Source organism: Persicitalea jodogahamensis (assembly GCF_014651615.1).
Classification (GTDB): domain Bacteria; phylum Bacteroidota; class Bacteroidia; order Cytophagales; family Spirosomataceae; genus Persicitalea; species Persicitalea jodogahamensis.
The window spans coordinates 726047-749802 of the sequence record NZ_BMXF01000003.1 but is presented as its reverse complement, the minus strand read 5'-3'; the positions used below and the strand labels follow the sequence as shown (position 1 = coordinate 749802).

General features: G+C 50.6%; 19 protein-coding genes, 3 tRNA genes and 1 other RNA gene. 12 read left to right on the top strand and 11 right to left on the bottom strand.

From position 1 onward, the window contains the following. Positions 1–119: 119 nt before the first annotated feature. The 3 genes from IE117_RS18430 to IE117_RS18420 all read right to left on the bottom strand — a co-directional run bounded on the left by IE117_RS18430 (position 120) and on the right by IE117_RS18420 (position 538). Positions 120–193: transfer RNA gene (locus IE117_RS18430), tRNA-Arg, on the bottom strand. Between the two features lie 137 nt (positions 194–330). Continuing rightward, positions 331–404, bottom strand: a tRNA-Pro gene (locus tag IE117_RS18425). 46 nt (positions 405–450) lie between these two features. After that, positions 451–538 (bottom strand) — tRNA-Ser (locus tag IE117_RS18420). A 124-nt stretch (positions 539–662) separates the two neighbouring features. Here IE117_RS18420 and IE117_RS18415 point away from each other — a divergent pair. The 9 genes from IE117_RS18415 to IE117_RS18375 all read left to right on the top strand — a co-directional run bounded on the left by IE117_RS18415 (position 663) and on the right by IE117_RS18375 (position 6988). Further along, positions 663–1625 (top strand): VWA domain-containing protein, encoded by a 963-nt coding sequence (locus IE117_RS18415; protein ID WP_189565934.1) that lies wholly within the window; start codon positions 663–665, stop codon positions 1623–1625. Positions 1626–1694: 69 nt separating this feature from the next. After that, the gene (locus IE117_RS18410; RefSeq protein WP_229581114.1) at positions 1695–2366 is read left to right on the top strand and encodes a hypothetical protein; all 672 of its coding nucleotides are present in this window, start codon (positions 1695–1697) and stop codon (positions 2364–2366) included. Between the two features lie 39 nt (positions 2367–2405). Continuing rightward, positions 2406–3344 carry a phosphoribosylaminoimidazolesuccinocarboxamide synthase gene (locus IE117_RS18405; protein WP_189565932.1) on the top strand — a complete coding sequence of 313 codons (939 nt, stop codon included), beginning with the start codon at positions 2406–2408 and terminating at the stop codon, positions 3342–3344. Positions 3345–3420: 76 nt separating this feature from the next. Next, the gene (locus tag IE117_RS18400; protein WP_189565931.1) at positions 3421–3849 is read left to right on the top strand and encodes an STAS domain-containing protein; all 429 of its coding nucleotides are present in this window, start codon (positions 3421–3423) and stop codon (positions 3847–3849) included. A 14-nt stretch (positions 3850–3863) separates the two neighbouring features. Beyond that, the gene (locus IE117_RS18395) at positions 3864–4067 is read left to right on the top strand and encodes a hypothetical protein (RefSeq protein ID WP_189565930.1); all 204 of its coding nucleotides are present in this window, start codon (positions 3864–3866) and stop codon (positions 4065–4067) included. 239 nt (positions 4068–4306) lie between these two features. Beyond that, positions 4307–4675: a transfer-messenger RNA gene (ssrA, locus tag IE117_RS18390) on the top strand. 143 nt (positions 4676–4818) lie between these two features. Then, positions 4819–5196 (top strand): nuclear transport factor 2 family protein, encoded by a 378-nt coding sequence (locus IE117_RS18385; RefSeq protein WP_189565929.1) that lies wholly within the window; start codon positions 4819–4821, stop codon positions 5194–5196. A 6-nt stretch (positions 5197–5202) separates the two neighbouring features. After that, a complete protein-coding gene (locus IE117_RS18380) occupies positions 5203–5745 on the top strand; it encodes a GNAT family N-acetyltransferase (protein ID WP_189565928.1) in 543 nt (180 codons plus the stop codon). 49 nt (positions 5746–5794) lie between these two features. After that, the gene (locus IE117_RS18375) at positions 5795–6988 is read left to right on the top strand and encodes a CehA/McbA family metallohydrolase domain-containing protein (protein WP_189565927.1); all 1194 of its coding nucleotides are present in this window, start codon (positions 5795–5797) and stop codon (positions 6986–6988) included. Positions 6989–7126: 138 nt separating this feature from the next. On the opposite strand, the gene IE117_RS18370 is transcribed toward IE117_RS18375, so the two are convergent. The 4 genes from IE117_RS18370 to IE117_RS18355 all read right to left on the bottom strand — a co-directional run bounded on the left by IE117_RS18370 (position 7127) and on the right by IE117_RS18355 (position 13466). Further along, positions 7127–10261, bottom strand: a complete 3135-nt coding sequence (locus IE117_RS18370) for an efflux RND transporter permease subunit (protein WP_189565926.1) — start codon at positions 10259–10261, stop codon at positions 7127–7129. A 178-nt stretch (positions 10262–10439) separates the two neighbouring features. After that, the gene (locus IE117_RS18365; protein WP_189565925.1) at positions 10440–11534 is read right to left on the bottom strand and encodes an efflux RND transporter periplasmic adaptor subunit; all 1095 of its coding nucleotides are present in this window, start codon (positions 11532–11534) and stop codon (positions 10440–10442) included. 36 nt (positions 11535–11570) lie between these two features. Continuing rightward, a complete protein-coding gene (locus IE117_RS18360) occupies positions 11571–12926 on the bottom strand; it encodes a TolC family protein (RefSeq protein ID WP_189565924.1) in 1356 nt (451 codons plus the stop codon). Positions 12927–12989: 63 nt separating this feature from the next. After that, a complete protein-coding gene (locus IE117_RS18355; RefSeq protein ID WP_189565923.1) occupies positions 12990–13466 on the bottom strand; it encodes a GbsR/MarR family transcriptional regulator in 477 nt (158 codons plus the stop codon). A gap of 186 nt (positions 13467–13652) precedes the next feature. Here IE117_RS18355 and IE117_RS18350 point away from each other — a divergent pair, with 186 nt between their 5' ends. After that, on the top strand, positions 13653–15359 hold the full coding sequence (locus tag IE117_RS18350; RefSeq protein WP_189565922.1) for a GH39 family glycosyl hydrolase: 1707 nt from the start codon (positions 13653–13655) through the stop codon (positions 15357–15359). Between the two features lie 31 nt (positions 15360–15390). On the opposite strand, the gene IE117_RS18345 is transcribed toward IE117_RS18350, so the two are convergent. After that, positions 15391–16617: a DUF6786 family protein gene (locus IE117_RS18345; protein WP_189565921.1), complete on the bottom strand. Its 1227-nt coding sequence runs from the start codon at positions 16615–16617 to the stop codon at positions 15391–15393. 22 nt (positions 16618–16639) lie between these two features. Further along, on the bottom strand, positions 16640–18424 hold the full coding sequence (locus IE117_RS18340; RefSeq protein ID WP_189565920.1) for a DUF885 family protein: 1785 nt from the start codon (positions 18422–18424) through the stop codon (positions 16640–16642). A gap of 112 nt (positions 18425–18536) precedes the next feature. Here IE117_RS18340 and IE117_RS18335 point away from each other — a divergent pair, with 112 nt between their 5' ends. Then, positions 18537–19283, top strand: coding sequence for a hypothetical protein (locus IE117_RS18335; protein ID WP_189565919.1), 747 nt, complete (start codon positions 18537–18539; stop codon positions 19281–19283). A 3-nt stretch (positions 19284–19286) separates the two neighbouring features. On the opposite strand, the gene IE117_RS18330 is transcribed toward IE117_RS18335, so the two are convergent. Further along, positions 19287–20528, bottom strand: a complete 1242-nt coding sequence (locus IE117_RS18330; RefSeq protein ID WP_189565918.1) for a M20/M25/M40 family metallo-hydrolase — start codon at positions 20526–20528, stop codon at positions 19287–19289. Further along, positions 20525–20869 carry a MerR family transcriptional regulator gene (locus IE117_RS18325; protein WP_229581112.1) on the bottom strand — a complete coding sequence of 115 codons (345 nt, stop codon included), beginning with the start codon at positions 20867–20869 and terminating at the stop codon, positions 20525–20527. Before IE117_RS18325 ends, IE117_RS18330 begins: the two co-directional genes overlap by 4 nt. 217 nt (positions 20870–21086) lie before the next feature. Between IE117_RS18325 and alaS the strand changes: the two genes are divergently transcribed. Further along, the gene (alaS, locus tag IE117_RS18320) at positions 21087–23747 is read left to right on the top strand and encodes an alanine--tRNA ligase (protein WP_189565917.1); all 2661 of its coding nucleotides are present in this window, start codon (positions 21087–21089) and stop codon (positions 23745–23747) included. Positions 23748–23756: the final 9 nt, after the last annotated feature.

Below are 23756 nucleotides of genomic sequence, written 5' to 3'. Positions count from 1 at the left end.
GCTTAGGAGCCAAAATGTGATCCCGACAGGATTCGAACGGCTGCGGCCGACCGTCTGTGACCGTCTGCTTAGAAGGCAGATGCTCTATCCAGCTGGCAACTGGCTTAGGAGCCAAAATGTGATCCCGACAGGATTCGAACCTGTGACCGTCTGCTTAGAAGGCAGATGCTCTATCCAGCTGAGCTACGAGACCAGAAAAAAAAAGACAGCTTTCTATAGCTGTCTGATTCATTGTCGGGGAGACAGGATTCGAACGGCAGCGGCCGACCGTCTGCGACCCTCTGGCCCCAAACCAGATGCGCTACCTATTTTCCTTTTTCTTAATTCTTGTCGGGGAGACAGGATTCGAACCTGCGACCCTCTGGTCCCAAACCAGATGCGCTACCGGGCTGCGCCACTCCCCGAATTCTATTCTATTTTTGAAACAATTCTATTTTTGAAACAATAATGCGGAGAGAGCGGGATTCGAACCCGCGGTACCCTTTAGAGGTACGGCAGTTTAGCAAACTACTGGTTTCAGCCACTCACCCATCTCTCCGGCTATTGAGCCACAAAGATAGCTGGATCGAATTGACTAAAACAAACAATCCTAAAAAAAAACTTTGTCTGAAAGCCGGATTGCCTAATTTTGGCCACTGAACAGCGCCTGTGACCTCCCTGCCATGAACTGGAATTACCCTTTCGGATTGACCGAATTTCTTTTTGTGATCTTTTTCGTAGTGGCATATGCGGCGTTCTTTGTGCGCACCATCCGGGTGGCTCGCCGACTTAACACCACCTCCCGGTCCCTGATTATTAAGTTCTTCCTGCGCAGTATTGCTTTCATATTGCTTCTCATATCGCTTTTAGGTCCCTCTTTCGGCGAGTCTGAACGCGAACTCGAAGCAAGAGGCAAAGACATTTACCTACTGGTCGACCTTTCCAAGTCGATGGATGCAGCCGATGTTTCCCCTACCCGCCTGGAAAAAATAAAATTTGAGATCAATCGTCTCCTGGATGCTCTTCCTTCGAGCCGGATGGGACTAATTGTATTTTCAAACGAAGCATTCACGCAGTCGCCACTTACCTACGACCACGCCGCGCTCAATCTCTACGTGCAATCATTGCAAACGGACCTGCTTCCAGGCAGCGGCAGCAACCCCTGCGCCTCTCTTGAACTGGCTTATACGAAGCTATCGCAGGACGCCGCTGCCTCGGACAAAGCCAAAATAATGCTGCTGTTTACCGATGGTGAAAGGCGGGCGGACTGCGCATCGTCGCTTTTCAATAATATCCGTCGCTTTGGTTTCAGGCTCTTCGTTGTGGCAGTGGGTACGGTTACGGGAAGCGCTCTGGTAACCAACAATGAAATTCTGAAGGATGAGGACGGCGAAACCGTTATAAGCAAAGTCGACGAGTCGGCCGTTCGCGACCTGGTGGAAGCCACGAATGGTAGTTACTACCGGGTAACGAACGAAACCAACCAGCTTCCCAAAGTTCTCGAAGACATGAATGCCATTCAAGGGCAGCTTGTGGACAGCCGGCAGGTTGCTGTTGTTTCCAATAAGTACTATTACTTCCTGGCCGCTGCCCTCGGCCTTTTATTGTTGGATGTTCTGATAACCGTGAGGACTTTCCGACTCTGAGGATATATTCGTATCATTGCTTTTTTGCTAATTGTAGGCTGGAAGATGACTTCGCTACTGCTTTATTTAATGCTTTGGATTTGGGACAACCGTTCGTTCAATACGGTCGATCAATCCAACCGTGATAAGATGGAAGCAGAGAGGGCTTACGAGGCGAAAAACTACCCGGAAGCGGCATCGCTTTACAGGAAAATCACCTACGGGTCTATTTTTTCTGAGCCCGCCAGCCGTCTGTATCTTGCACACACCTATTTCCATCTCGACAGCCTGGATCTGGCTGAGCGAGAGTACAAACTACTGACGCATGTTTCCAATGCATCCATTGCATCTGTGGCTGAAACCCAGCTAGGCTTACTGGCCTGTCGGGCCGGGGATTCGGTTTCTGCGCTCAATCACTTAAAAACCGCCCTTCGGCTAGACCCGCTCAATCAAACGGCAAGGTATGATTACCAGATTCTGAAGACAGTCTTTTCCGGGAAAGTACCGGACGCCCCCACAGCTCCTCCACCAGCTGTGCCGTCCCCGAGCCCTCCCCCCTCAACAACCATTGAGCAGCAGACCGTTGAACTCGCTGAAAAAAGGGAAGAACTTCTCGAGCGGCTGAGGCGGCTGAATATGTCCGAGGAACAGGCCCGCTCAATTCTCGATGCTATGAAATCAAACGAAGCCCAGTACATCTACCAACTTCGCAGAAGACAATACTACGACCAATCCGAGCGCAGTAAGGTTGTCGAATGGTAGCTGTAGAATTATACAATAGGTTATTATTTATTCAAAAAGATGAACGCAATTCAGGAAACCAATTTCCAATTTCCCGGCCAAAAAAGTTTTTACCGGGGCAAGGTGCGTGACGTGTATGCCTTTGACGACAAGCTTGTGATGGTGGCCACCGATCGCATCTCGGCCTTCGATGTCGTACTCACCCGCGCCATTCCTTTCAAAGGCCAGGTGCTTAACCAAATCGCCGCGCATTTCCTGAAGGCCACCTCCGATCTGGTTCCCAACTGGCTGCTGGCCGTTCCCGATCCGAATGTAAGCGTTGGCCTTCGCTGCGAACCTTATCCCGTAGAAATGGTCGTGCGCGGCTACCTAGCAGGCCATGCCTGGCGTGAATACCGTTCCGGAAAGCGCTTGGTTTGTGGAGTACCGTTACCCGACGGTCTGCGGGAGAACGATAAGCTGCCACAGCCTGTCATCACACCAACTACCAAAGCCCATGAAGGACACGATGAGGACATATCCCGCGAAGAAATTCTGCGGCAGGGGATCGTGACTTCCGGTGAATATGAACAGTTGGAAAACTATTCCCTTGCGCTTTTCGAGCGAGGAACTCAGATGGCCGCCGAACAGGGGCTGATTCTGGTTGACACTAAATACGAGTTCGGGAAGCTGGACGACACTATTTATCTGATCGACGAAATCCACACGCCTGATTCATCCCGGTATTTTTACCGGGAAGGTTACGAATCAAATCAAGCACAAGGGCTTCCTCAGAAGCAGTTATCCAAGGAGTTTGTGCGGGAATGGCTGATAGAGAACGGCTTTCAGGGAAAAGAGGGGCAGAAAGTCCCGGAGATGAGTGATGCGTGGGTAATCCAGATCAGTAACCGATACATCGAGCTTTACGAAAAGGTTACTGGAATGGTTTTTGAGAAAAGCGATGAACCAAATATCCTTAAACGGCTCGAATTAAACATTGGGCGTTCATTAGACTCCTGAATTATTTTCAGTCAGTAAATTTATACTTTCAAAAAAAACTCACTTAAACCACTCAGTCACCTATTTCCTAAACAAGATGGATCATAAGATAGACCGGAAAGAAAAATACGCGGTAATTACCCTGATGGAAGCTCAGTTCGATGAAGAGATTTCGGCTGAGTTTGAAGAAACGGCTCGCGGGCTGCTTCGGGAAGATTATAATAATCTGATCGTGGTCATGGACCAGACCCAAAGTATAGACAACAGCGGAATAATGACCCTGCGTAAGTTGGTAAGGCTTTGTACCACTAAACTGGGTATCCTGGTAGCGGCTACGGAGAATGACGACTTTGCCGAACTTCTCGAAGATTCCAGCATTGCCGATTTGCTGGTCCTACCTACATTGGAAGAGGCTGTCGATGCGGTCTTCATGCATGATCTGGAAAATGAATTCGGTGCCGGCGATGACGACGACGATTACGATGATGATGATTATCAAGGTATTAGCGAATTCAAAGAACCATAATTTTTCATTGATTCATGGCCGAACAGAATAAGAATCGCCGGATATTCATTGTGGTATTTATCGTCTTTACGCTCATCGTGGCTATTCTGGCACTCGATATGGCCAGCCGAACAACTGGTCCCTGGAATCGGCCCAAACAGCTAAACCGCGTTCTGCCGCTTGGCGACTCACTTCTGGTTGATTCTCTGTTGCTGGATACAACCCGGCTTGATAACTGATTAACCTTCTACTTATAATTCGTAGCTGAAGTACATTGAGGAGTCATGACTGAAGAGTGTGTGCAAATTGGTTGATTAGAGTATTGGACATTGTGGGAAATTTTCAGACACGGCATTCCGCCTATAATTGTATATGAAAATAAATCGGTACTGGAATTGAACTAAATTTTGTTAAAGTTTGTAAGATTACTCCGGAAGCGACTGTTTTTAAAACTGCCGCTTTTCGTTCCAAACAACCTGGGGGCGACTGGTATTGACAGCGGGTTGAAGGTCTGTGTAAGCATGTCGGGAGTTGGGGGTATCTTCCGTAACAAATGCCTTCCAAATAATACACGGCGAGTCTAACTACGCCATGGCTGCCTAATCTAGGATTACGCAAATGCCATCATCCCTCCTCCCCACGTGCTGCCGGGAGGATCAAGGGGTGTCGAAACGCAGCGCTGGTTGGAATAGTGATACGGAAAACCAACGAGACACCAGTATCTAAGGTCGCGGTGAAGGTCTGATTTGAACCTTGCCCGGCACGAAAACCGAATCAAAGCTAAACATGTAGAAGGCGCAGGGTTTCCCTGTTCTGGACGAGGGTTCGAATCCCTCCGTCTCCACAAACATCCCGAAAGTTTCTAACTTTCGGGATGTTTTTTTTTGAAAAAGTAGTATCATGATGCTATGATTTGCACTAACTTACAGATAATACATTTCCGTGTTTGTTAAAAGTTAACTATTTGATTTCAGCTGAAATCGCCTCCCTATGAGCCTCTCCCAAAACAAACAAAACGCCATTGCCTTCTATAAAACTGCGTATGATGGTAAGCCACGGCAAGCCGTCGAGCAATATGTAGGGTCTGAATATATTCAGCACAACCCTATGGTCGAAAATGGAGTAGAAGGGTTCATTGACTATTTTGAACGGATGGTGAAGGAGTATCCTGACAAAAGCATTGAGTTTGTCAGGGCCGTGGCCGAGGGCGATTTAGTAGCTTTGCACACTCACCAAGTATGGCCGGGAAACGACCAATACGTTACCATGGATTTTTTCAGATTCGATGAAAACGGTAAAATCGTCGAACATTGGGACTCCATCCAACAAATTCCTCAGGAATCCGCAAGCGGGAATACCATGTACTGATGCGTCATGAACAGATCAAGTTACTACGCTGACAACCATGAAACGGAACGCCTTCGCACCCGCTTCCTCACTAGTGACGATGCTGAAGTATGGAAGGAATTTTTCATGGATCAAGAGGCCGTTAAGTTTTTCCCGATGGCCATTTTCGATTCGCACGAGGAGAGTTCCCGCCATTGGATCGAACGGCAATTGACGCGCTATGCCAAACAGCAGTATGGGATGCAAGCGCTGATCGACAAGCAGAGTAATGCATTCGTTGGCATGTGTGGTTTAATGACCCAAACCGTAGATGACATTGTGGAGCTGGAAGTTGGCTACCACATTCTCAAGAAATACTGGGGCAAAGGCTACGCGCCGGAAGCCGCCCGGCTTTTCATCGGTTATGCTTTTGCGCACAACCTGTCTGGTTCGGTAGTTTCAATTATCGACATTGAAAATAGTAATTCCCAACGGGTGGCCGAAAAAAACGGCCTTACACGCGAAAAGCAGACTCAATATATGGGACTCGATGTTTACCTATACCGAATTTTCGATAAAGCATTTAACTAATCGATTCTTACTGGATTTACTGTACCCCTCCATCTATTTACAAAATAAAATGCGCAACATTCTCTTCCTGATTTTAATCGGATCTATCTCGGTCCAGGCTCAGTCAACCACCCGCTGGTACAAAGGCAACACCCACACGCATACCTTATGGAGCGATGGCGACGACTTTCCCGAGTTGGTGGTGGACTGGTACAAAAGCCGGGATTATGATTTTTTAGCTCTTTCCGATCATAATACTCTGGCGGATAAAGAATTTTGGAAAGAAGTACCTGAGCACCCTTTTCGGCAGCAACGCTTTCGGGACTACCTGAAAAAGTACGGGGAGGATTGGGTGGACTATAAAACTGACTCTGCCGGGAAGATCAGCGTAAGGCTAAAAACGCTAAAGGAATTTCGTCCGCTCTTTGAGGAAAAAGAAAAATTCCTGCTTATTCAGGCCGAGGAAGTATCGGACAAATTTGGCGACAAGCCTATTCACATGAATGCGGTCAATGTGAAGGAATTGCTCCATCCGATGGGTGGCAACAGCGTGATGGAGGTAATGCAGAATAATCTGGATGCCATGTACGAACAACGGCAGCGGACCGGGCAACCGATGTTCACTCACGTCAACCACCCCAACTTCATATGGGCCATCAAGGCCGACGATATGCGCGGACTTCGCGGTGAACGCTTTTTCGAAGTGTATAACGGTCACCCGCTGGTGCATAACTACGGCGATAGCACGACTTTCGGCATGGATGAACTATGGGATGATTTGCTCGTGAGCTACCTCACTGATAACAAACCACCATTGTATGGCCTGGCTACTGATGACTCGCACAACTACCTGGAAAGCAAAGTCGGACTGAGTAACCCGGGACGCGGCTGGATCATGGTCAAAGCTGCGGAGCTAACGCCCGAAGCTTTGATCGGCGCTATGGAAAGCGGGGATTTTTACGCCACGACTGGGGTTCTGCTGAGCGATGTAAAAACTAGCCAGGAGACTCTTTCGGTGGTAATTGATACCAAACCGGAGACCAACTACACCATCCAGTTTTGGGGCGGCCGAGTTAAGGGGAAAGAAAATCAGGAGAGGGTTCGGGTACTTTTGAAAGAGGTGAAAGGCACGAGTGCCAGCTATAAACTGAATCCTGACGACCTGTATGTTCGGGCCAAGATCCTATCCGACACACCGCAAAAAAACCCTTATCAGGAGGGCGACGTTGAAACCGCCTGGACGCAGCCATTGGTCAGAAAATAAACTAATCTTTCAAGGCCATTTTTGGGCTGAACCAGTTGGAAACTACCAGTTAAATCAAAAGCAGCCGACGGCGTACATGCCGCTGGCTGCTTTTGTTTAGGGTTCTCTTTTCCTTGCCCGATAGTGGAATGGGGGTTGTCAGGCAATCACCTCTTCCAATTCGAGCTTTTCCCCTTTTCTGGTTTTGCGGGCCGCCAACCGGTCCTTGATCGTGTCCACGGCCAGATATCCGACCGGAACGATGATCAGCGTCAGGAGCATGGAACTTGTCAAGCCACCGATCAGCACCCAGGCCAAACCGTTCTTCCATTCGGAACCCGCGCCGGAAGCGATGGCGATGGGAATCATGGCGATGACCATCGCGATGGTGGTCATCAGGATCGGGCGAAAGCGGGCCATGGTACCTTCGATCAATGCGTCGTAGGAGCTTTTTCCTTCGGTTTTGAGATGGTTTACAAAATCCACAATCAAAATGGCATTCTTGATCACCAGACCCACCAGCATAATCAATCCGAGCATCCCGAAAATACTCAGGTTGGTCATTGTCAAGGCCAGCGCCAGGAAGGCTCCCGTCATCGCCACCGGTACCGACAGCATCACCACCAGCGGGTAGATGTAGTTGTCGTACAGCGCCACCATGATCAGGTACACCAGCACAATCGAAGCCAGCAGGGCGGTCAACAAACTACCGAACGCTTCCGCCTGGTTTTTGATGTCGCCAGCGGCGGAAATATATACCCCCCTCGGTAGGGACATGGCATCAATCTGGGCCTGAATCTCCTGACCCACCGTACCCACCGGACGCCCTACCACCTGCGACTGCACCGTTACGGTAGGCACCTTGTCTTTCCGTTCCAGTTTGGAAGGGCCCGATGAGGATACCACGTTGGCAAACTGATTGAGTTTGATCAATTCACCCCGCGTATTCTGAAAGGTGAGGTTACGGATGTCGTTGATATTCTGACGGTCGAATTCGTCAAGTTGTACCTTGATTGGATATTCATCGTCACCCTGTAACAACTTGCTCTGGTCGTTGCCCGTGAAAGCGTTTTGCATGGTACTTCCCACCACATCCAGTGAGAGTCCCAGTTCGGCCAGTTTCTGCCGGTCAATCTGTACGGCAATCTCCGGATTACCTCCTTCTACGGAAGCTTTGACTTCCGACGTACCGGGGATGGATTTAACCACCTCTTTGAGCTGCTCACTAATGGCCAGAATCGTATCGAGGTCGGCCCCCTGAATCTGAAACTGGATGGGAGCCGCTCCGGCACCACTCACCATGCTCACGGGAGCTGCCGTAAACTTAGCACCCGGTAGCGTTTCCTGCAGATCACGCTTTACTTTGGCTGCGTACTCGTTGCTGGTCATGCCACGCTGCTCGGCCGGTACCAGTTTGACGTTCAGCGTTGAGAGGTACGGGTTGCCGCCTGTGGCGATATTGCCACCATCGGAAGCGCCTACCGTGGTGAAGACATTCGTGACCATCGGGTCGCTCAGCAGTTTTTGTTCTACCTGCTGGGTCAGAAAATTGGTTTGCTCCAGTGGAGTTTCTTTGGGTAGTTCTGCCTTGATTTGAAACTCGCCGTTATCGCCGCCCGACACGAACTCAAACCCGATAAAACCGCCACCAATCAGGCCAAAGGAAGCGATTACCAGCGCCATGATGGCTGTGAAGGTAATGCGCTTGTGATGCAATGACCAGTTCAGAATACCCCGGTAAAAATCCTGAAAGCCCTGAATCATGTTCTCAAACCAGATTAGCGGACGATCCAGTACGTTCTTTTCACTCAAATGGGAAAGTTTGGTAAAACGGCTCGACAACCAGGGCGTCAGTGTGAACGATACCAGCCAGCTGATCAGCGTGGCCGCCACCACCGTGATGGAAAATTGAAAAAGCAGGTCGGATACTACGCCGGTGACGAAAGTAATCGGCAGGAACACCGCCACGATTACCAGCGTGATGGACGTCACCGAGATTCCGATTTCTTTCCAGGTATCGATAGCAGCCTGCCGGGCGGTTTTGCCCTGCTCCATGTACATATGGATGTTTTCAAGTACCACGATGCTGTCATCCACCAGAATCCCAACCACCAGCGACAGCGCCAGCAAAGTCATCAGGTTCAGCGAGAAACCCAGCAGCGCCATCACCGCAAAAGTCGCGACGATGGAAACCGGAATGGCGACCATGACAATGACAGCGTTGCGGATGTTGTGCAAAAAGAATAACATGATGAATGCTACCAAAACAATGGCGATCATAAGGTCATGGATCACCGAGTTGGCCGCTTCCAGGGTAAAGTCCGCGCTGTCGTTCGCGATGGTAAAATTCAGATTTTCGGCCTCGTAGCGCTTTTCCAGATCAACCATGGTCTTTTTCACTTCTTCGCTGATTCCTACGGTGTTGCCATCGCTGGTTTTGGTAATCAGGACTCCAAGTGATGTTTTACCATTGATGCGGGTCAGGCTACTGGCCTCTTCTTTGGAATCAAATAGTTCGGCGACATCTTTGAGGTACACCTGGCTGCCGTCGGGGTTCGTCGTTACGACCAGATTCGACAGTTCTTCGATGCTGCTGAATTTTCCGCTTAACCTCACGAGTACATCCTGCTGGGTACTTTTAAGGCTACCCGTTGGGAAGTTCAGGTTGGCCCGGGCTATGGCATTCGAAATCTGCAGTATCGAGATATTGTAATAGCGGAGCTTGTCATTGTTGACGTTGATCTTTATCTCCCGGTTTTCTCCACCCACCACATTCACCTGGCCCACGCCTTCGATCCGGGCGAGTTCGGGCTGAATGGTTTTTTCAAACAGATTGGTAAACTGGGTTTCGTCCATGTCGGATGAGGCCCCGATCCGCATGATGGGTAGTTCGTCGATGGAGAATTTTCCCAGGCTGGGGTCTTTCACATCGTCGGGCAGGGTGGACTTGATGCTATTCACCTTCCGTTGGGCGTCCTGCAAGGCCATATCCACGTCCGTACCATAGACCAGGGTGGCGATGACGATGGAAACGCCTTCCTGCGAGATCGCCTGGGTACTTTCCAGATTTTCGAGGGTGGAGATGGCATTTTCCACTTTCTTCGACACGGCAGTTTCTACTTCGGAAGGAGCCGCGCCGGGATACACTGTGGTGATTGTAAGTACCGGTGAACTTATTTTTGGTAATAATTCGTAAGTCAGCAGGCTGTACCCCAGCATACCCAGCAGTACCAGGGCACTGAAAAGCACGACAACTAGGGTGGGCCTATTGACAGAGACTTTGGTGATACTCATGATTATTCAGTTGGTAGTGGCGAGTTGAAAGTGGGTAGTTTATTTACTACCACACTCACAACCGGCAATTGATGATTATTGAAAATGAATTTGGATCAGAATATGTAGGCTGAGTCATGATAATGAAAACTTCATCCCGCTGCGTACGAGCTATTAATTTCAATGATCAACCCTCAACTCAGTCTACTACCCGCACTGTCTGGCCTTCCTGTAAGTTGATTTGTCCTGTCGTGATTACTTTCTCATTGGGCGTCAGGCCATTCAGCACGATCACATTTTCACCGGAAGCATTCTGTACTTCCACCTTACGGAGTGCCACCTGATTGTTTGCGCCCAGCACAAATACCTGCGCATCCTTAATGCTGCCCACAATGGCTTTCCGCGGAATGAACAATTTTTCGCCCTGATCGCCCGTCTGAGCATCCAAAGCAGCGGTGCCAAACATCCCCGCTTTCAGGGAAAAGGCACTGGTGTTTTTTACCTCTACCTCTACATCGTACTTTCGACCGGCATCGGCCTGCACACTGATGAGCGTCACTTTTCCCTGAAAAGTATGGTCGGGATACACATCGGTCTGGATGCTGACGGGCTGGCCTTTCTTCAATTTGATCACATCTTCCTCCGGTACTTTCAGCACCATTTTCAGGCTCGAAATATCAACTACAGTGCCCAGCTGCATGCCCATGGTGGCAAAACTACCCTGCTCCACTTTCACTTCGCCGATGATACCCGACATGGGCGAGTGCACCACGGTGTATTTCATTTGCTGCTGAATGCTGGTCAGACTGGCCCGGGCATTTTCCACGTTTAGGGCAACGTCTTCGTACTGCTTCTGGCTGATGGCACCGGCTTCCACCAGTCTTTCGTAGCGTTCTTTATTTTTTACGGCATTGTTGTAGGAGGCCGTGGCCGTGGCCAGGTTGGATTGGACAGCCGTAGGATCGATGCGGGCTACCACCAGACCGCGGCTCACGGATTGCCCTTCCCTAATATTCAATTGGGTAATGGACCCCTGCGCCTCCGCGATGAGGGGCAGGGTTTTGCGGGCCTCGAACGATCCGGTAAAACGCAGACTCTTGTCAAGGGTCCTCAGTTCGGCGCTGGCTACTTTTACGGGCATGGCCGTGATACCCTTCGGCACTGCCTCCGACCGCTCGTTGATTTCTTTTTTGTTGGCGTACAGCCGGAAGGCAATGAAGCTTACCAGCAGCACGAGCGTACCAATAACTACCAGGTTCCGGGTTTGTGATTTTTTCTGTGATGGATTTTTCATGTCAATGCTTGTTTTTGATAAGGTACTTGATTGAATTTAGTTTTGGAAGGGAAGGGCCTGTTTGATAATCTGAGTGAGTTGTCCGCTGCTCTGCATCAGATCCAGTTCGGCCAGATTGATCTGCAGCATAGCGGTCAGGTACTGGTTTTGGGCTTCTTTCAACCCGTTCTCGGCGTTGATCAACTCCGATAGGGGCGATATACCTTCGGTATAGGACAGCTTGGCTACGTTGTAGAGTTGTTCGGCCAGTTTCATATTCTCCTGCTGGGCCAGAAGTACCCTCTGGTTCTGCTGTACATTGTTACGGGCGTTCACAAACTGGTTCTCAACGTTCCGCATCAGGTACTTCCGGTTGAGTTCCAGCTGGTGTACTTTGTATTGGCTTTGGGTGATTTTGCTTTTCTTAGCAAACCCGTCGAAAATCGGTATACTCAGCCGCAGGCCGTACAAGCCGGAAGCGAAACCCTGAGTGGCCGTTTTGTCCAGCAATTGGTTGGTCTGAGCCTGGTAGCCAAAGTTGGCAATCAGCGAAAGCGAGGGCAGGTACCCTGCCCGGATGCTGGCCGTGTTCAGGTCCTGCAATTTGCGCTGGTAATCTACCAGAGCCAAGTCGATGTTGGCATCCAGATTCAGCTCCTGCGAAACCGGAATGGGGTCGGTCCCCACATCCGTAATGGCAATGGCCTGCTCGCTGTCCACGTTCATCAGCGTTTTCAGATTATTGAGCAACTGCACGCGGCTGTTGGCTACATTGGATAGCTGAGTGGTCAGGTTGGTATAGCTTACCCTCAGTTGATCCACGTCCACTTTCTTGACAATTCCTTCCTTAAACTGCGCACCGGTAATATCGATCAGGCGCTGGGTGCGGTCCAGATTGCTTTCCACCAATTCGGTTTGTTTTTCGACCATCTGCAGTTGCATGTACAGGTTGATCACATTGTAGATCAAATCCTCCTTGCTTTTGAAGGTCTGCAATTCGTAAAGCCCCTGACTGGCCTTGGCGGCTTTCAAACCAATATTGAGGGCAGGATTATAAAGCGTTTGGGATATCTGAGCATTGGCCCCCATCTGATAGCGGGTACCAAACTTGACGGCAATCGACTCACCCGGCCTGCCAAATACCTCACCGGGCAGAATCTGCGAAGCCCGCAAAAAGTTATCTGTGTAGGAAGCATCGGCATTCACCTGAGGCAGCGCCGAAGCTTTCACTTTCTTCACTTTGGCCAGGTTGATTTCTTCGTCCAGCTGCACACTTTGCAATTGAGGATTCTGCCGGATTGCCAGGTTTACCGCTTCCACGAGCGATAGCCGAAGGGTGTCAGTTGTTTGCGCGAAGGCGGCGCTCGTAAGGAGCAGCAACACACCCACCATGCCTGTTTTTAGAATTTTCATATTCATTTTGTTTTTAAATAATTGGTTAGTTCTATTTTTAAAGAACCAAATAGGGCAAAAATTTTATCGGTACTTCTTCTCAAACTTTTTGTGCAGATCGGGCATTTCTTCGATCATGAAATTGAGAAAGGCAATAATTTTTTCCAGATTCGCATTGAACTCCACCGTTTCGGCCGGCCGCTGATCTCTGATCTGTTGTAGAATATCCACGGCAATTTTCAGGCCCTGATTTTGCTCCTCCATATCCTCCTGCCAGCTCTTGATCCGGCTTCTGAAATACCGCTTCCGGTCCCCGAGTCTGGTTATGTACTCAATTTTCTTTGAGCTGAGAAGTTGGTTAATTGCCACGCTGGCGGCACTCTTGCTGATTTCCAGTGTTTCCCGGATTTCATCGAATGAAAGTTCGGGGTTGTCGCTCACCAGCAATAAAGCCAGAATTTTCGCAACTGCTGGCTGCATGTTCCCTTTCTCAAACAGGACGGCCGCTTTCTCCAGCAATTCGACCTGACTTTTCCGGAGATCTATTTTGTTTTCGCTCATGATTCTTCTGCTTTGGTGGGACAAAGGTAGTTTAGTTCTTTTAGTTCTGCAAATAAAGAACTGAAAATTTTATTGAAATTCGTCCCGGGTACTTTGCTCATACCTTTTCCTAGTAAATCCACACCACTACTGCGCTTTACTACCTGACGGCCACGGCTCAGCCTTACATCCCAGACCATCCATCCTATGAAATCAGCACTGCGTCTTTCCCTTCTGGTTTGCATTATCCTAATTTCTTATCGTCCTACTTTCGGACAAAGTAGCCCAAAGGCAGCCTCCCCTGTACACATCGAAGTGGATCTTGCCAGAGAGAAAGGCGTGGCCAAGCCCATCTGGGCGTGGTTTGGCTATGACGAACCCAACTACACCTACATGAAGGACGGGAAGAAGTTGTTGACCGAAATCGCGCAGGCCAACCGGGTTCCGGTGTACGTGCGGGCGCACAGTCTGCTCGTTACGGGCGACGGGGAAGCTGCCTTAAAATGGGGTTCGACCAATGCCTACACCGAAGATGCAAACGGAAATCCGGTTTATGATTGGACAATCATTGATAAAATTTTCGATACATACATCGAACGAGGCATGAAGCCAATGGCACAAATCGGCTTCATGCCGGAGGTACTTTCCACTAAGCCAGAACCCTACCGACATTACTGGAAACCGGACAACAGCTACGGTGATATTTTTACGGGTTGGGCCTATCCGCCGAATGACTATAACAAGTTTGCGGAACTGGTATTTCAGTGGGTCAAGCACTCGGTAGCGCGCTACGGCAAAAAGGAAGTGGAAAGCTGGTATTGGGAACTATGGAATGAACCCGACATTCCCTATTGGAAGGGCACGACGGAGGAATATATCAAATTGTACGATTATACCGCCGACGCCGTCAAGCGCGCGCTACCCACCGCCCGCATGGGTGGCCCCGAGGTGACGGGTCCCAGCTCGGAAAACGCCGCCAGGTTTTTCCGAGCCTTTATGGACCACGTGGTAAACGGAAAGAACTACGTGACGGGCAAAAAAGGCTCACCCATCGACTTCATTACTTTCCACGCCAAAGGCGCGCCGAAGGTAGTAGACGGTCATGTGCAGATGAACATGGGAGCACAGCTGCGAAATATCGACAAAGGTTTTGAAATCGTGGCCTCCTACCCTACCCTGAAAAACCTGCCGATCGTCATCGGCGAGTCCGATCCGGAGGGTTGTGCCGCCTGTTCGGAGGATTTTCACCCTTCCAATGCCTATCGCAACGGCACGATGTACAGCAGCTACACGGCGGCGTCCTACGCCCGCAAGCAGGACATGGCCGAAGCGCGGGGCGTCAATCTGCTCGGAGCCGTGACCTGGGCCTTTGAGTTTGAGGATCAGCCCTGGTTCCGGGGATTCCGCGACCTGGCAACCAATGGTGTGGACAAACCCGTGCTAAACACCTTCCGGATGTTTGGCATGATGCCCGAGCGGCGGGTGGAAGTGAGTCAACAGAATCTGGCTTATTCGTTTCAGAAAGTCACGAAAGAAAGCGTCCGCGGCGAAGCCGATATCAACGGCTTCGCTACCAAGGGTTCACGCGAAGCGGCCGTAATGGTCTGGAACTACCACGATGACAACGTCCCGGGCCCCGATGCCCCGGTTTCCGTCCAGATAAAAGGCCTGACCGCGTCGCGCGTTTTGGTGCAGCACTACCGCATTGACCAGCAGCACAGCAATTCGTACGAGGCCTGGAAAAGGATGGGGTCACCCCAGAAGCCCACGCCGGAGCAAATTGACGCACTCGAAGCCGCCGGACAACTACAAATGCTTACTTCTCCGGAATGGATGAACGTAGAGAAAAGTACCCTTAAACTACCCTTTGATTTGCCCAGGCAGGGCGTTTCATTGATAAAGGTATCGTGGTAGGTGCTCAGGAATGAACACGTACTCATGCCCCTTATTCACCAAATGCGTTTTGAATTTCCTCCAAAGATACGCCTAGTGTCCGGCGGGCTATCCGGTCGAGCTCCGACGTACTTCCTGTGAGGTGGATCACGGTGTGATGATGCGTCAGCTTCTCTCCTGGTCTCAGGAACGCAGCGGGCGACACGCTCTCCAACTCGTAGAAAGGCCCCATCTGGCTGCCATCGTCCAAAGGACCGTCATTGTAAGCGTTCACGGCATCGCCTATCAACGGTTCGTCTACCAGTTTCCACTCCTGATTGAGGTAAGTACCTTCCCGATCGACGTTGAATACCGTCAGCGTCAAAACCTTATTTGCAGCATCGTAACTTCCGGCGATTTCTCTGGCACGCTGCGGCGGAATCCCCAGTTTACCCCGGCTTTTGCCATCAGCTTTGAAGTATAGTGTTCCTTCCTTGTAGGTAACGCGGTCGGGAGGAATTTGCCCAAAGTAATCGGTCGTCGCTACTTTGCCTTTGGCATCTTTCTCGTAAGGGATCACAATGGTAGTTTGCGAAGACGGGGCAAACATATCCAGCAACCATAAACAGGGCGCTCCCGTTTGCTCATTCCAGGCTTCTGGTCCGGTATTGATCAGAGTGTTCTCCGTGCTATACGCAACCGAATTCGATTGCTGTAAGTCAGCACCCAGCAGTTCATTGATTTGGTCTTTATTCATTAGCCGGACCGCCCGCTCCACTTTGAGATTCAGGTTGGTTCCGGCATAGTTGATCAGGTTCATGGCTTTCTCCATGACCACTTCATTCCTGTTTTTCGAGACGATATTCCAGGCTTCGCTATCGAAGGCGGCGGGAGTATGCCAGTTTTCGAACTCCATGGAGGCCCCCGGTTTGAAAAAGAGCGAAAACTGTGCGCCCTCCGGCCCCAACCAAAGCCGGTTCTCACCGCCATAACCGTTCATGTGCTCATCCTTTTCGGCGCTGAATGCTTTGTAATTGACCCAGCCGAAGCTACGGCCGCTGAGCCCGTCGGCCGTAGACGTAAAAACCTTTCCCTGATATTTGGCTGAAACGATTATCTGCGCGGTGCGGTCGAGATTGGCCAGTACGACCAGGTTGCTATCTTGTTTTTGTAAAAATCCCAGGTCGTAGCCAAAAGTACCCTGAGGGTGTTCCTCCACGCTTGTTTCAGTTGCTTTGTCGTCGGTCGAGCAGGCCATTAATACGAGTAAGTTTATAAGTACCAGGATTATTTTTTTCATATGATGACAAGGTAGTTTGCCTTTACTTAAAATCGTAAAACTTCCATTTTGTCTGATAATCAGGCGTCATCGGTTGGTCGGTAAGTGTGGCGCGTACCATCTCGATGGGCATGCTGTTTTCGTGCATCACGGCTTCATGAAACTGCTTGAAGGTCATTTTCCCGCTATCCACCAATTCCTTTTTCAGACTGAAAATCTGCAAGCCGCCGATCAGGTAAGCCACCTGATAAAGCGGGCTGTATCCGCCCTCAAATGACCGACGGACTTCCCCCTCGGCGTTAGCGCGCTCATGACCCACGCGATCCACCAGAAAATCGATGCACTCCTGAGGTGTCCATTTTCCCAGATGGTAGTTGAGTGAGAAGATAATGCGGGCGCAGCGGTGCATCCGCCAGAACAGCATCCCGATCCGCTCCTCGGGGGTTTGGGCAAATCCTTTGTCGTAGAGCAGCAATTCCCAGTATAGCGCCCAGCCTTCGGTCCAGAAAGGCGTGCGGAATTCGTTGCGGTAGGGTTTGTACCGGCTGCTGACGTAGTACTGCAGGTGATGACCCGGCACGAGTTCGTGCTGCACCGTGGGGCGTGAGAAGTAGGGATTGTTTCCGCGCATACTCATCAACTTATCCTCGTGCTCCATGATGTTGGTCGGGTAAGAAATGATGATGTCGCGCCCTCCCAGAAAAAACGGATTGACCAGCTGCCGCTCGGGGGTCATCATCTGCATACCCCAGGTTTCGTCGGCGATTTCGGGATAGTCGATCAGGTCGTTTTTTTGAATAAATTCTTTGGCATCATTATAAAGCTTCATGATAAGCTCAGGCTGGGTTCCCGCCGGCACGTAGCTGTTCTTGACTTTTTCCTGCGCTTTTTTCCATTCATCTCCGAAGCCCATTTCCTGCGAAGCCTTCAACAATTCCTTATCACACCAGGCAAACTCTTTATTGGCCAAGGCGATCAATTCTTCGGGCGTGTAGGGAATCATTTCGACCCGCAGCTGGCGAATCAACTCCTGCCGACCGATGGGTACGCCCCGAATCCCGCTCTTGTCTTCCTTCTGGGTAGTGACCAGCTTGCCCTTGCTTTTCATCGATTTGGCATAAGCCAGCAAAGTACTATCGAGCGTTTGGAAAGGCCGGGGCACCCACCAGCTGAATAGCGGATCGTAGCCAACGTAAAAATCGTAGGTACTTCGCAACCGCGCGCGGAGGCCAAGCAGGGCTTGTTCACCCTGATCGGCCAGGGTTTTATCCATTGATCCTATTTTTTTGAGCGATTCGGTGGCAGCAACTACCTCTTTATTTAAACTATTCAACGTGGCTGCAACCTGCTGCCCGTTGACCGTGGCACCCCGGCGGCGCTCTTTTTCAAGTTGGTAAATTGGCGCAGCAAAAGGAAGGTACTTTGTTATCTGTTCATACTCCCGATCTTCCTGAAAAAGCCCGAGCTTATGATCCTCAATATTTCTTTTCAACAAAATATAATCCACTTGACCATGCTTGCTCATGGCCTTAAAATCCAGGGCAGCTAGCTTTTGGAGGTAGTTTTCGTCCACATCGAGGAGCCGCCGCCGTTGCTCCGGCGAATTCAGCACGTTGGCGGCTTCGCCGTAATAGCGGTTTTTTACGGTGGGAGAATAAAAATAACGAATGGCCCGAATGTCCTGCGAATACTGAAGAATCAGCCCGGCGATTTCGCTGGTTTGGGCGTAGAGATCGAAGGGTGGTGGAGTAGTTTGAGCCTGAGAGGAATTTCCTGATAAGAATAAAAGGCAAACACAGCCAACCAAAACCGGGTTAAGTCTTTTCATTGAAAATGATTTAGGGATAAGGAAGTACGTAACGGCCCTGCAAAACTCCGCTTTCCGGAAGGGAAGCGATGAATGTACAATTTTATACTTTTACAAAAAACTACCCCCACCTATGAAAACCCTCTTCCGAGTACTTGGCGTGCTCGTCGCCATTCTTATCCTGCTCTTCGTCGGCGCTTACCTGATTTATAACAAACCTCTACCAGAAGGAAACAGCGGTCCCGAAGCGGACCGATTGGCCAATAAAATGATGAGCGCCGTCGGTGCCGAAAACATGGATCAAACGAACATCCTGACCTGGACATTCAACGGTACTCACCACTACCTGTGGGACAAAAAACGAAACCTGGTTGAGGTGAAATGGCGTGACAATCAGGTGCTGCTCAATCTGGATGAATGGGAGAAAGGAAAAGCTTACGAGGAGGGAAATGAAGTCACAGGAAATGAACTAGATAAAAAGCGCGGCAAGGCCTGGGAGATATTCTGCAATGACTCGTTCTGGTTTATTGCCCCGACCAAAGTTTTCGACGAAGGCGTTGAGCGGTCGGTCGTGAAGGATGAAGACGGTAACGACGCCCTGCTGGTGACTTACACCAGCGGTGGTGTCACGCCGGGCGATTCGTATTTGTGGATACTGGACGACTCGGGCTTGCCCAAAGCCTTCCGGCTGTGGGTATCGATCATCCCCATTGGCGGTATTAAGGCTACCTGGGAAGAATGGGAGTCGCTAAGTACCGGACTGAAAGTTGCGACCAATCACCGGCTGGGGCCCGTGAAGCTGCCGATTACTGGTACCAAAGCGGGGGGTACTTTTGCCGAATTAAGTATTCCGAATGATCCTTTTGCAGTGATTCTGTAAAGGTCAGAATTTCACGCGAAGGGTTTTGTTTTCCTGTTTCCTGCGCACTTCGACCTCCACGCTTTGGCCCATTTCAAACTGCCCCAGCGAATCCATGTAGTCGTAGATGTCCTTGATCACAAAATCGCCCATCTTGACAATGATATCGCCATTTTCCATTCCGGCTTCGGCCGCCGGACGGTTCTTGGAAACGGCATCGACCCGCAAGCCGCGCCCGTTGAAGGAATAGTCGGGAATTATTCCCAGCGTGACTTTGAACCCTGTGGGGTTGTTCGATGAGTGCGGACTTCCTGCTTCTGTGAAGACAATCGCCTGCTGCGAATTTCCCAAGGCGTCCACCAGGTCGACAATGAGTTGCAGGATTTTCCGTTCTCCGGCAGCATTGATTCGGTCCGAATCGTCGCTGGGTTTGTGGTAGTCGGAATGTACCCCAGTAAAGAAGAAAAGTACTGGCTTTTCCTTCAAATAGAACGACGTATGATCTGACGGACCTACACCGGAAGAATCCACGTTGTAATTCAGCCCGTTTTTTTGAGATAAACCAGGAAGGATTTTTCCCCACTCAGGGCTGGTACCCCAGCCGCCGATGGTCACGCCCTTGCTGTCGTCCAGCCGCCCCACCATGTCCATATTCACCATCATAGCCACCGATTCCATAGGGATGGTCGGGTGATCCACGAAAAACTTTGATCCCAGTAGACCAAGTTCCTCCCCGGAGAAAGCGATGAATAAGAGATTGTACTTTTCCTTAACCGTATTGCCCGCGAAATGTCGGGCTAATTCGATCAGACCCGCCACGCCGGAGGCATTATCGTCGGCACCGTTATGGATTAGATTCTGGCTATCGGGCGTCAGAGAACCCGACTGATATCCCTTGCCAAGGTGATCGTAATGGGCCCCGATAACGATGGTTTGCTCGGCCTCATTATCCAGATACCCCACCACATTTCGGGCCGTTACCTGATGCGGCACCCCCTCGAAATGAATGACTACGCCGAAAGGCTCAAAAAAACTATCGTTCCCTCCTTTGGGTGCCAAACCAGCTCGCTTGAACCAATCGGCGATGTAGTTGGCAGCCTTAATTTCGCCCAAAGTACCCGTGCCCCGCCCTTCCAGCGAATCCGCAGCCAACACCGATATATGGGCGGCAATGTCTGTGGGAGCAAGATTTTGCGACCAAACACTACCGGCCAGTAGCAGGAGCGCACCACATGTCACAGCGGCTCTTTTATTGAAATATCTCATTGTTCGGAGTTCTTTTTTTCATTCCCGTCCAGGGCGCCCTTGATCTCTTCCAGAAAAGAGCGCACCCTTTTTAAGCGATGAATGAGATTTTCTGCCGTTTCGCGGTGATTAAGCTGGTGCCTTGCCCCCTCGACCGTTCGCATCTGGTCCCGTCGCTGGTAAATAATTTTCTTGATTACTTCGATGTCTTCCTGCGTGTATCGCCGGCGATTGCGGGAGTCGCGCTTAGGCTGCAGGTGCGGAAATTTCTTTTCCCAAAAACGCAATGCAGAGGCCTGCACTCCCAGCATATCGGCCACCTCATTTGTGTCGTAGTAGCGTCTTTCCCTTTCTTCCATCATTCTTTATTTCTTTATCCAAAAGTACAACCCATTTCCCACGCATTCCAAACATAGGGCATTATCGTTAACTTTGTGGCACGAAATAGCAAAGGCCCAACAGTGACGGAGGGGCATTGCAACAAAGGAACTTTGTATCTCGATGGAAAACACAACTTAAAACTTTGTCGCTCGGTCGCCCAAAATTTATCATTCATCACTCATAATTCATCACTCCAAAGTGACTTCCCAGCAAATACGTCAATCGTTTCTAGATTTTTTCAAAGGCAAACAACACCTAATCGTCCCCTCTGCCCCGTTGGTGGCCAAAAGCGACCCTACCCTGATGTTCAACAACTCGGGCATGGCGCAGTTTAAGGATTATTTTCTGGGCAACGGCACGCCTCCATCGCGCCGGATCGCCGATACCCAGAAGTGCTTGCGCGTCAGCGGCAAACACAACGACCTTGAAGATGTGGGCTTCGACACCTACCACCACACCATGTTTGAGATGTTGGGAAACTGGTCGTTTGGGGATTACTTCAAGAAAGAGGCCATTCAGTGGGCCTGGGAATTGCTCACCGATGTCTATAAACTACCCAAGGACCGGCTGTATGTCTCGGTCTTCGAGGGAGATCAAAAGGACGGTGTTCCCTTCGACCAGGAAGCCTGGGATTTGTGGAAACCCATCGTAGGTGAGGATCGCATTATTTTGGGCAATAAAAAGGATAATTTCTGGGAAATGGGGGATACGGGTCCCTGTGGACCGTGTTCGGAAATCCACATCGACCTGCGTTCCGCCGACGAAGTATCCGCAGTCTCCGGCAAATCGCTCGTTAACGCCGATCATCCGCAGGTAGTTGAGATTTGGAACCTGGTATTCATGCAGTTTGAGCGCAAAGCCGATGGCTCGCTGCTGCCTCTGCCCGCCACCCATGTCGACACGGGCATGGGCTTTGAGCGGCTGTGCATGGCTATTCAGGGTAAAACCTCCAACTACGACACGGACGTTTTTCAGCCGACGATTCAGGTCCTGGAAAAATTATCCGGCATAAAGTACGGCGCCGAGTCCGAAGACCGCATGTCCGACATCGCCATGCGGGTCATTGCGGACCACCTGCGGGCTGTGGCTTTCGCTATTTCCGATGGGCAGTTGCCATCCAACGTGCGGGCCGGCTACGTTATTCGGCGCATTTTGCGCCGCGCCATTCGGTATGGCTATTCGTATCTCAATTTGACCGAACCGTTTATCAATAAGCTGGTCGCTGGTCTTTCTGACCAGTTCGCTGACGTTTTTCCCGAATTGAAATCGCAGGAAGATTTTGTCACGAAGGTGATTTTGGAAGAAGAACGCTCCTTCCTCCGAACGCTGGAATCAGGCTTGAAGCGCCTTGATTTGATTACGGGCCAGTTACAGGAAAAGAATGAAAATACGATTTCCGGCGAGGCCGTATTTGAGCTTAGCGACACCTTTGGCTTTCCCATGGACCTCACCGCGCTGATCGCCCGCGAAAAAGGTCTGCAGATTGACGAAGAAGGTTTTCAGGCGGCCCTGGCCGAGCAGAAAAACCGCTCCCGCTCCGACGCCGCCAAAGAAGCAACCGACTGGGTGGACGTACAGGACAACGAAGGCCAGCCCGTAGAATTCCTGGGTTACGATTTTCACGAAACCCACAGCCACATCGTCAAGTACCGTAAAGTTAAGACCAAGGGCGGCGAGCAATACCACATCGTGCTGGACCGTACGCCTTTCTACGCCGAAATGGGCGGACAGGTGGGCGATACGGGGTCGCTTGAATTGCGCGTAGATGGCAAGCCCTTTATGGTTACCATTGCTGATACGAAGAAGGAAAACGACCTTTTCGTGCATATTTCGCATGATAAAAACCTGGATGAAGTCCTGCAAAATACCGATACCGTGACGGCCCGCATCGATACCGACCGCCGCCACAAAATCATGGCCAACCATACCGCCACGCACCTGATGCTGTCAGCCATGCGCCGCGTGCTGGGCGACCACGTGAGCCAGAAAGGCTCTTATCTGGACGACAGTTTCCTTCGCTTCGACTTTGCCCACTTCTCCAAGGTGACCGATGAAGAACTGCACCAAATCGAGGAAATGGTCAATGAGAAAATCCGAGGTAACGTCGCCCTCGATGTACAGACCAATGTACCCATTCAGGAGGCGCTGGCGATGGGCGTTACAGCGACTTTTGGCGAAAAATACGGCGATTTTGTGCGTGTAGTGGCTTTCGACCCGACTTATTCGCTGGAACTCTGTGGCGGCACCCACATTCCCGCCACGGGCGAAATCGGCCTGTTCAAGTTTACCTCCGAAGGTTCCGTTTCGGCGGGCGTCCGCCGGGTAGAGGCCATCACGGGCCAGGCCGCACTGGCACGGATGCGCGAACAGGAGGACACGCTGGATCAAATCAAGGAGCTGCTGAAAGGACCGAAGGACCTGGTGAAAGCCCTGGAAGGCCTGCTTGAAGAGCGCAGTACTTTGCAAAAGAAAGTGGAGACTCTTGAAAATGAAAAAGTGCAGCAATTAAAGGCTGATTTGCTGGAAAAAGTACGGGTGCTGGATGGTTCTAATTTGCTCATCGAGCGTGTGGAAGTACCCAACGCCGAAGCCCTCAAACAATTGGCCTACGAACTTCGCGATCAGGTAGAAAACCTGATCGCCGTTTTGGCCACTGAACTCAACGGCAAACCACAATTGGCCGTGTACATCGCCGAAAACCTTGTGAAGGAGAAAAGTCTGAACGCCGGACAAATCGTGAAAGAACTCGCGAAAGAAATTCGCGGCGGCGGCGGTGGGCAGCCCCACTTCGCTACCGCCGGCGGTTCGGATAGCAGTGGTTTGGATAAAGCGCTGTCAAAGGCGGAGGAGATGTTTTAAGTAGAAAAC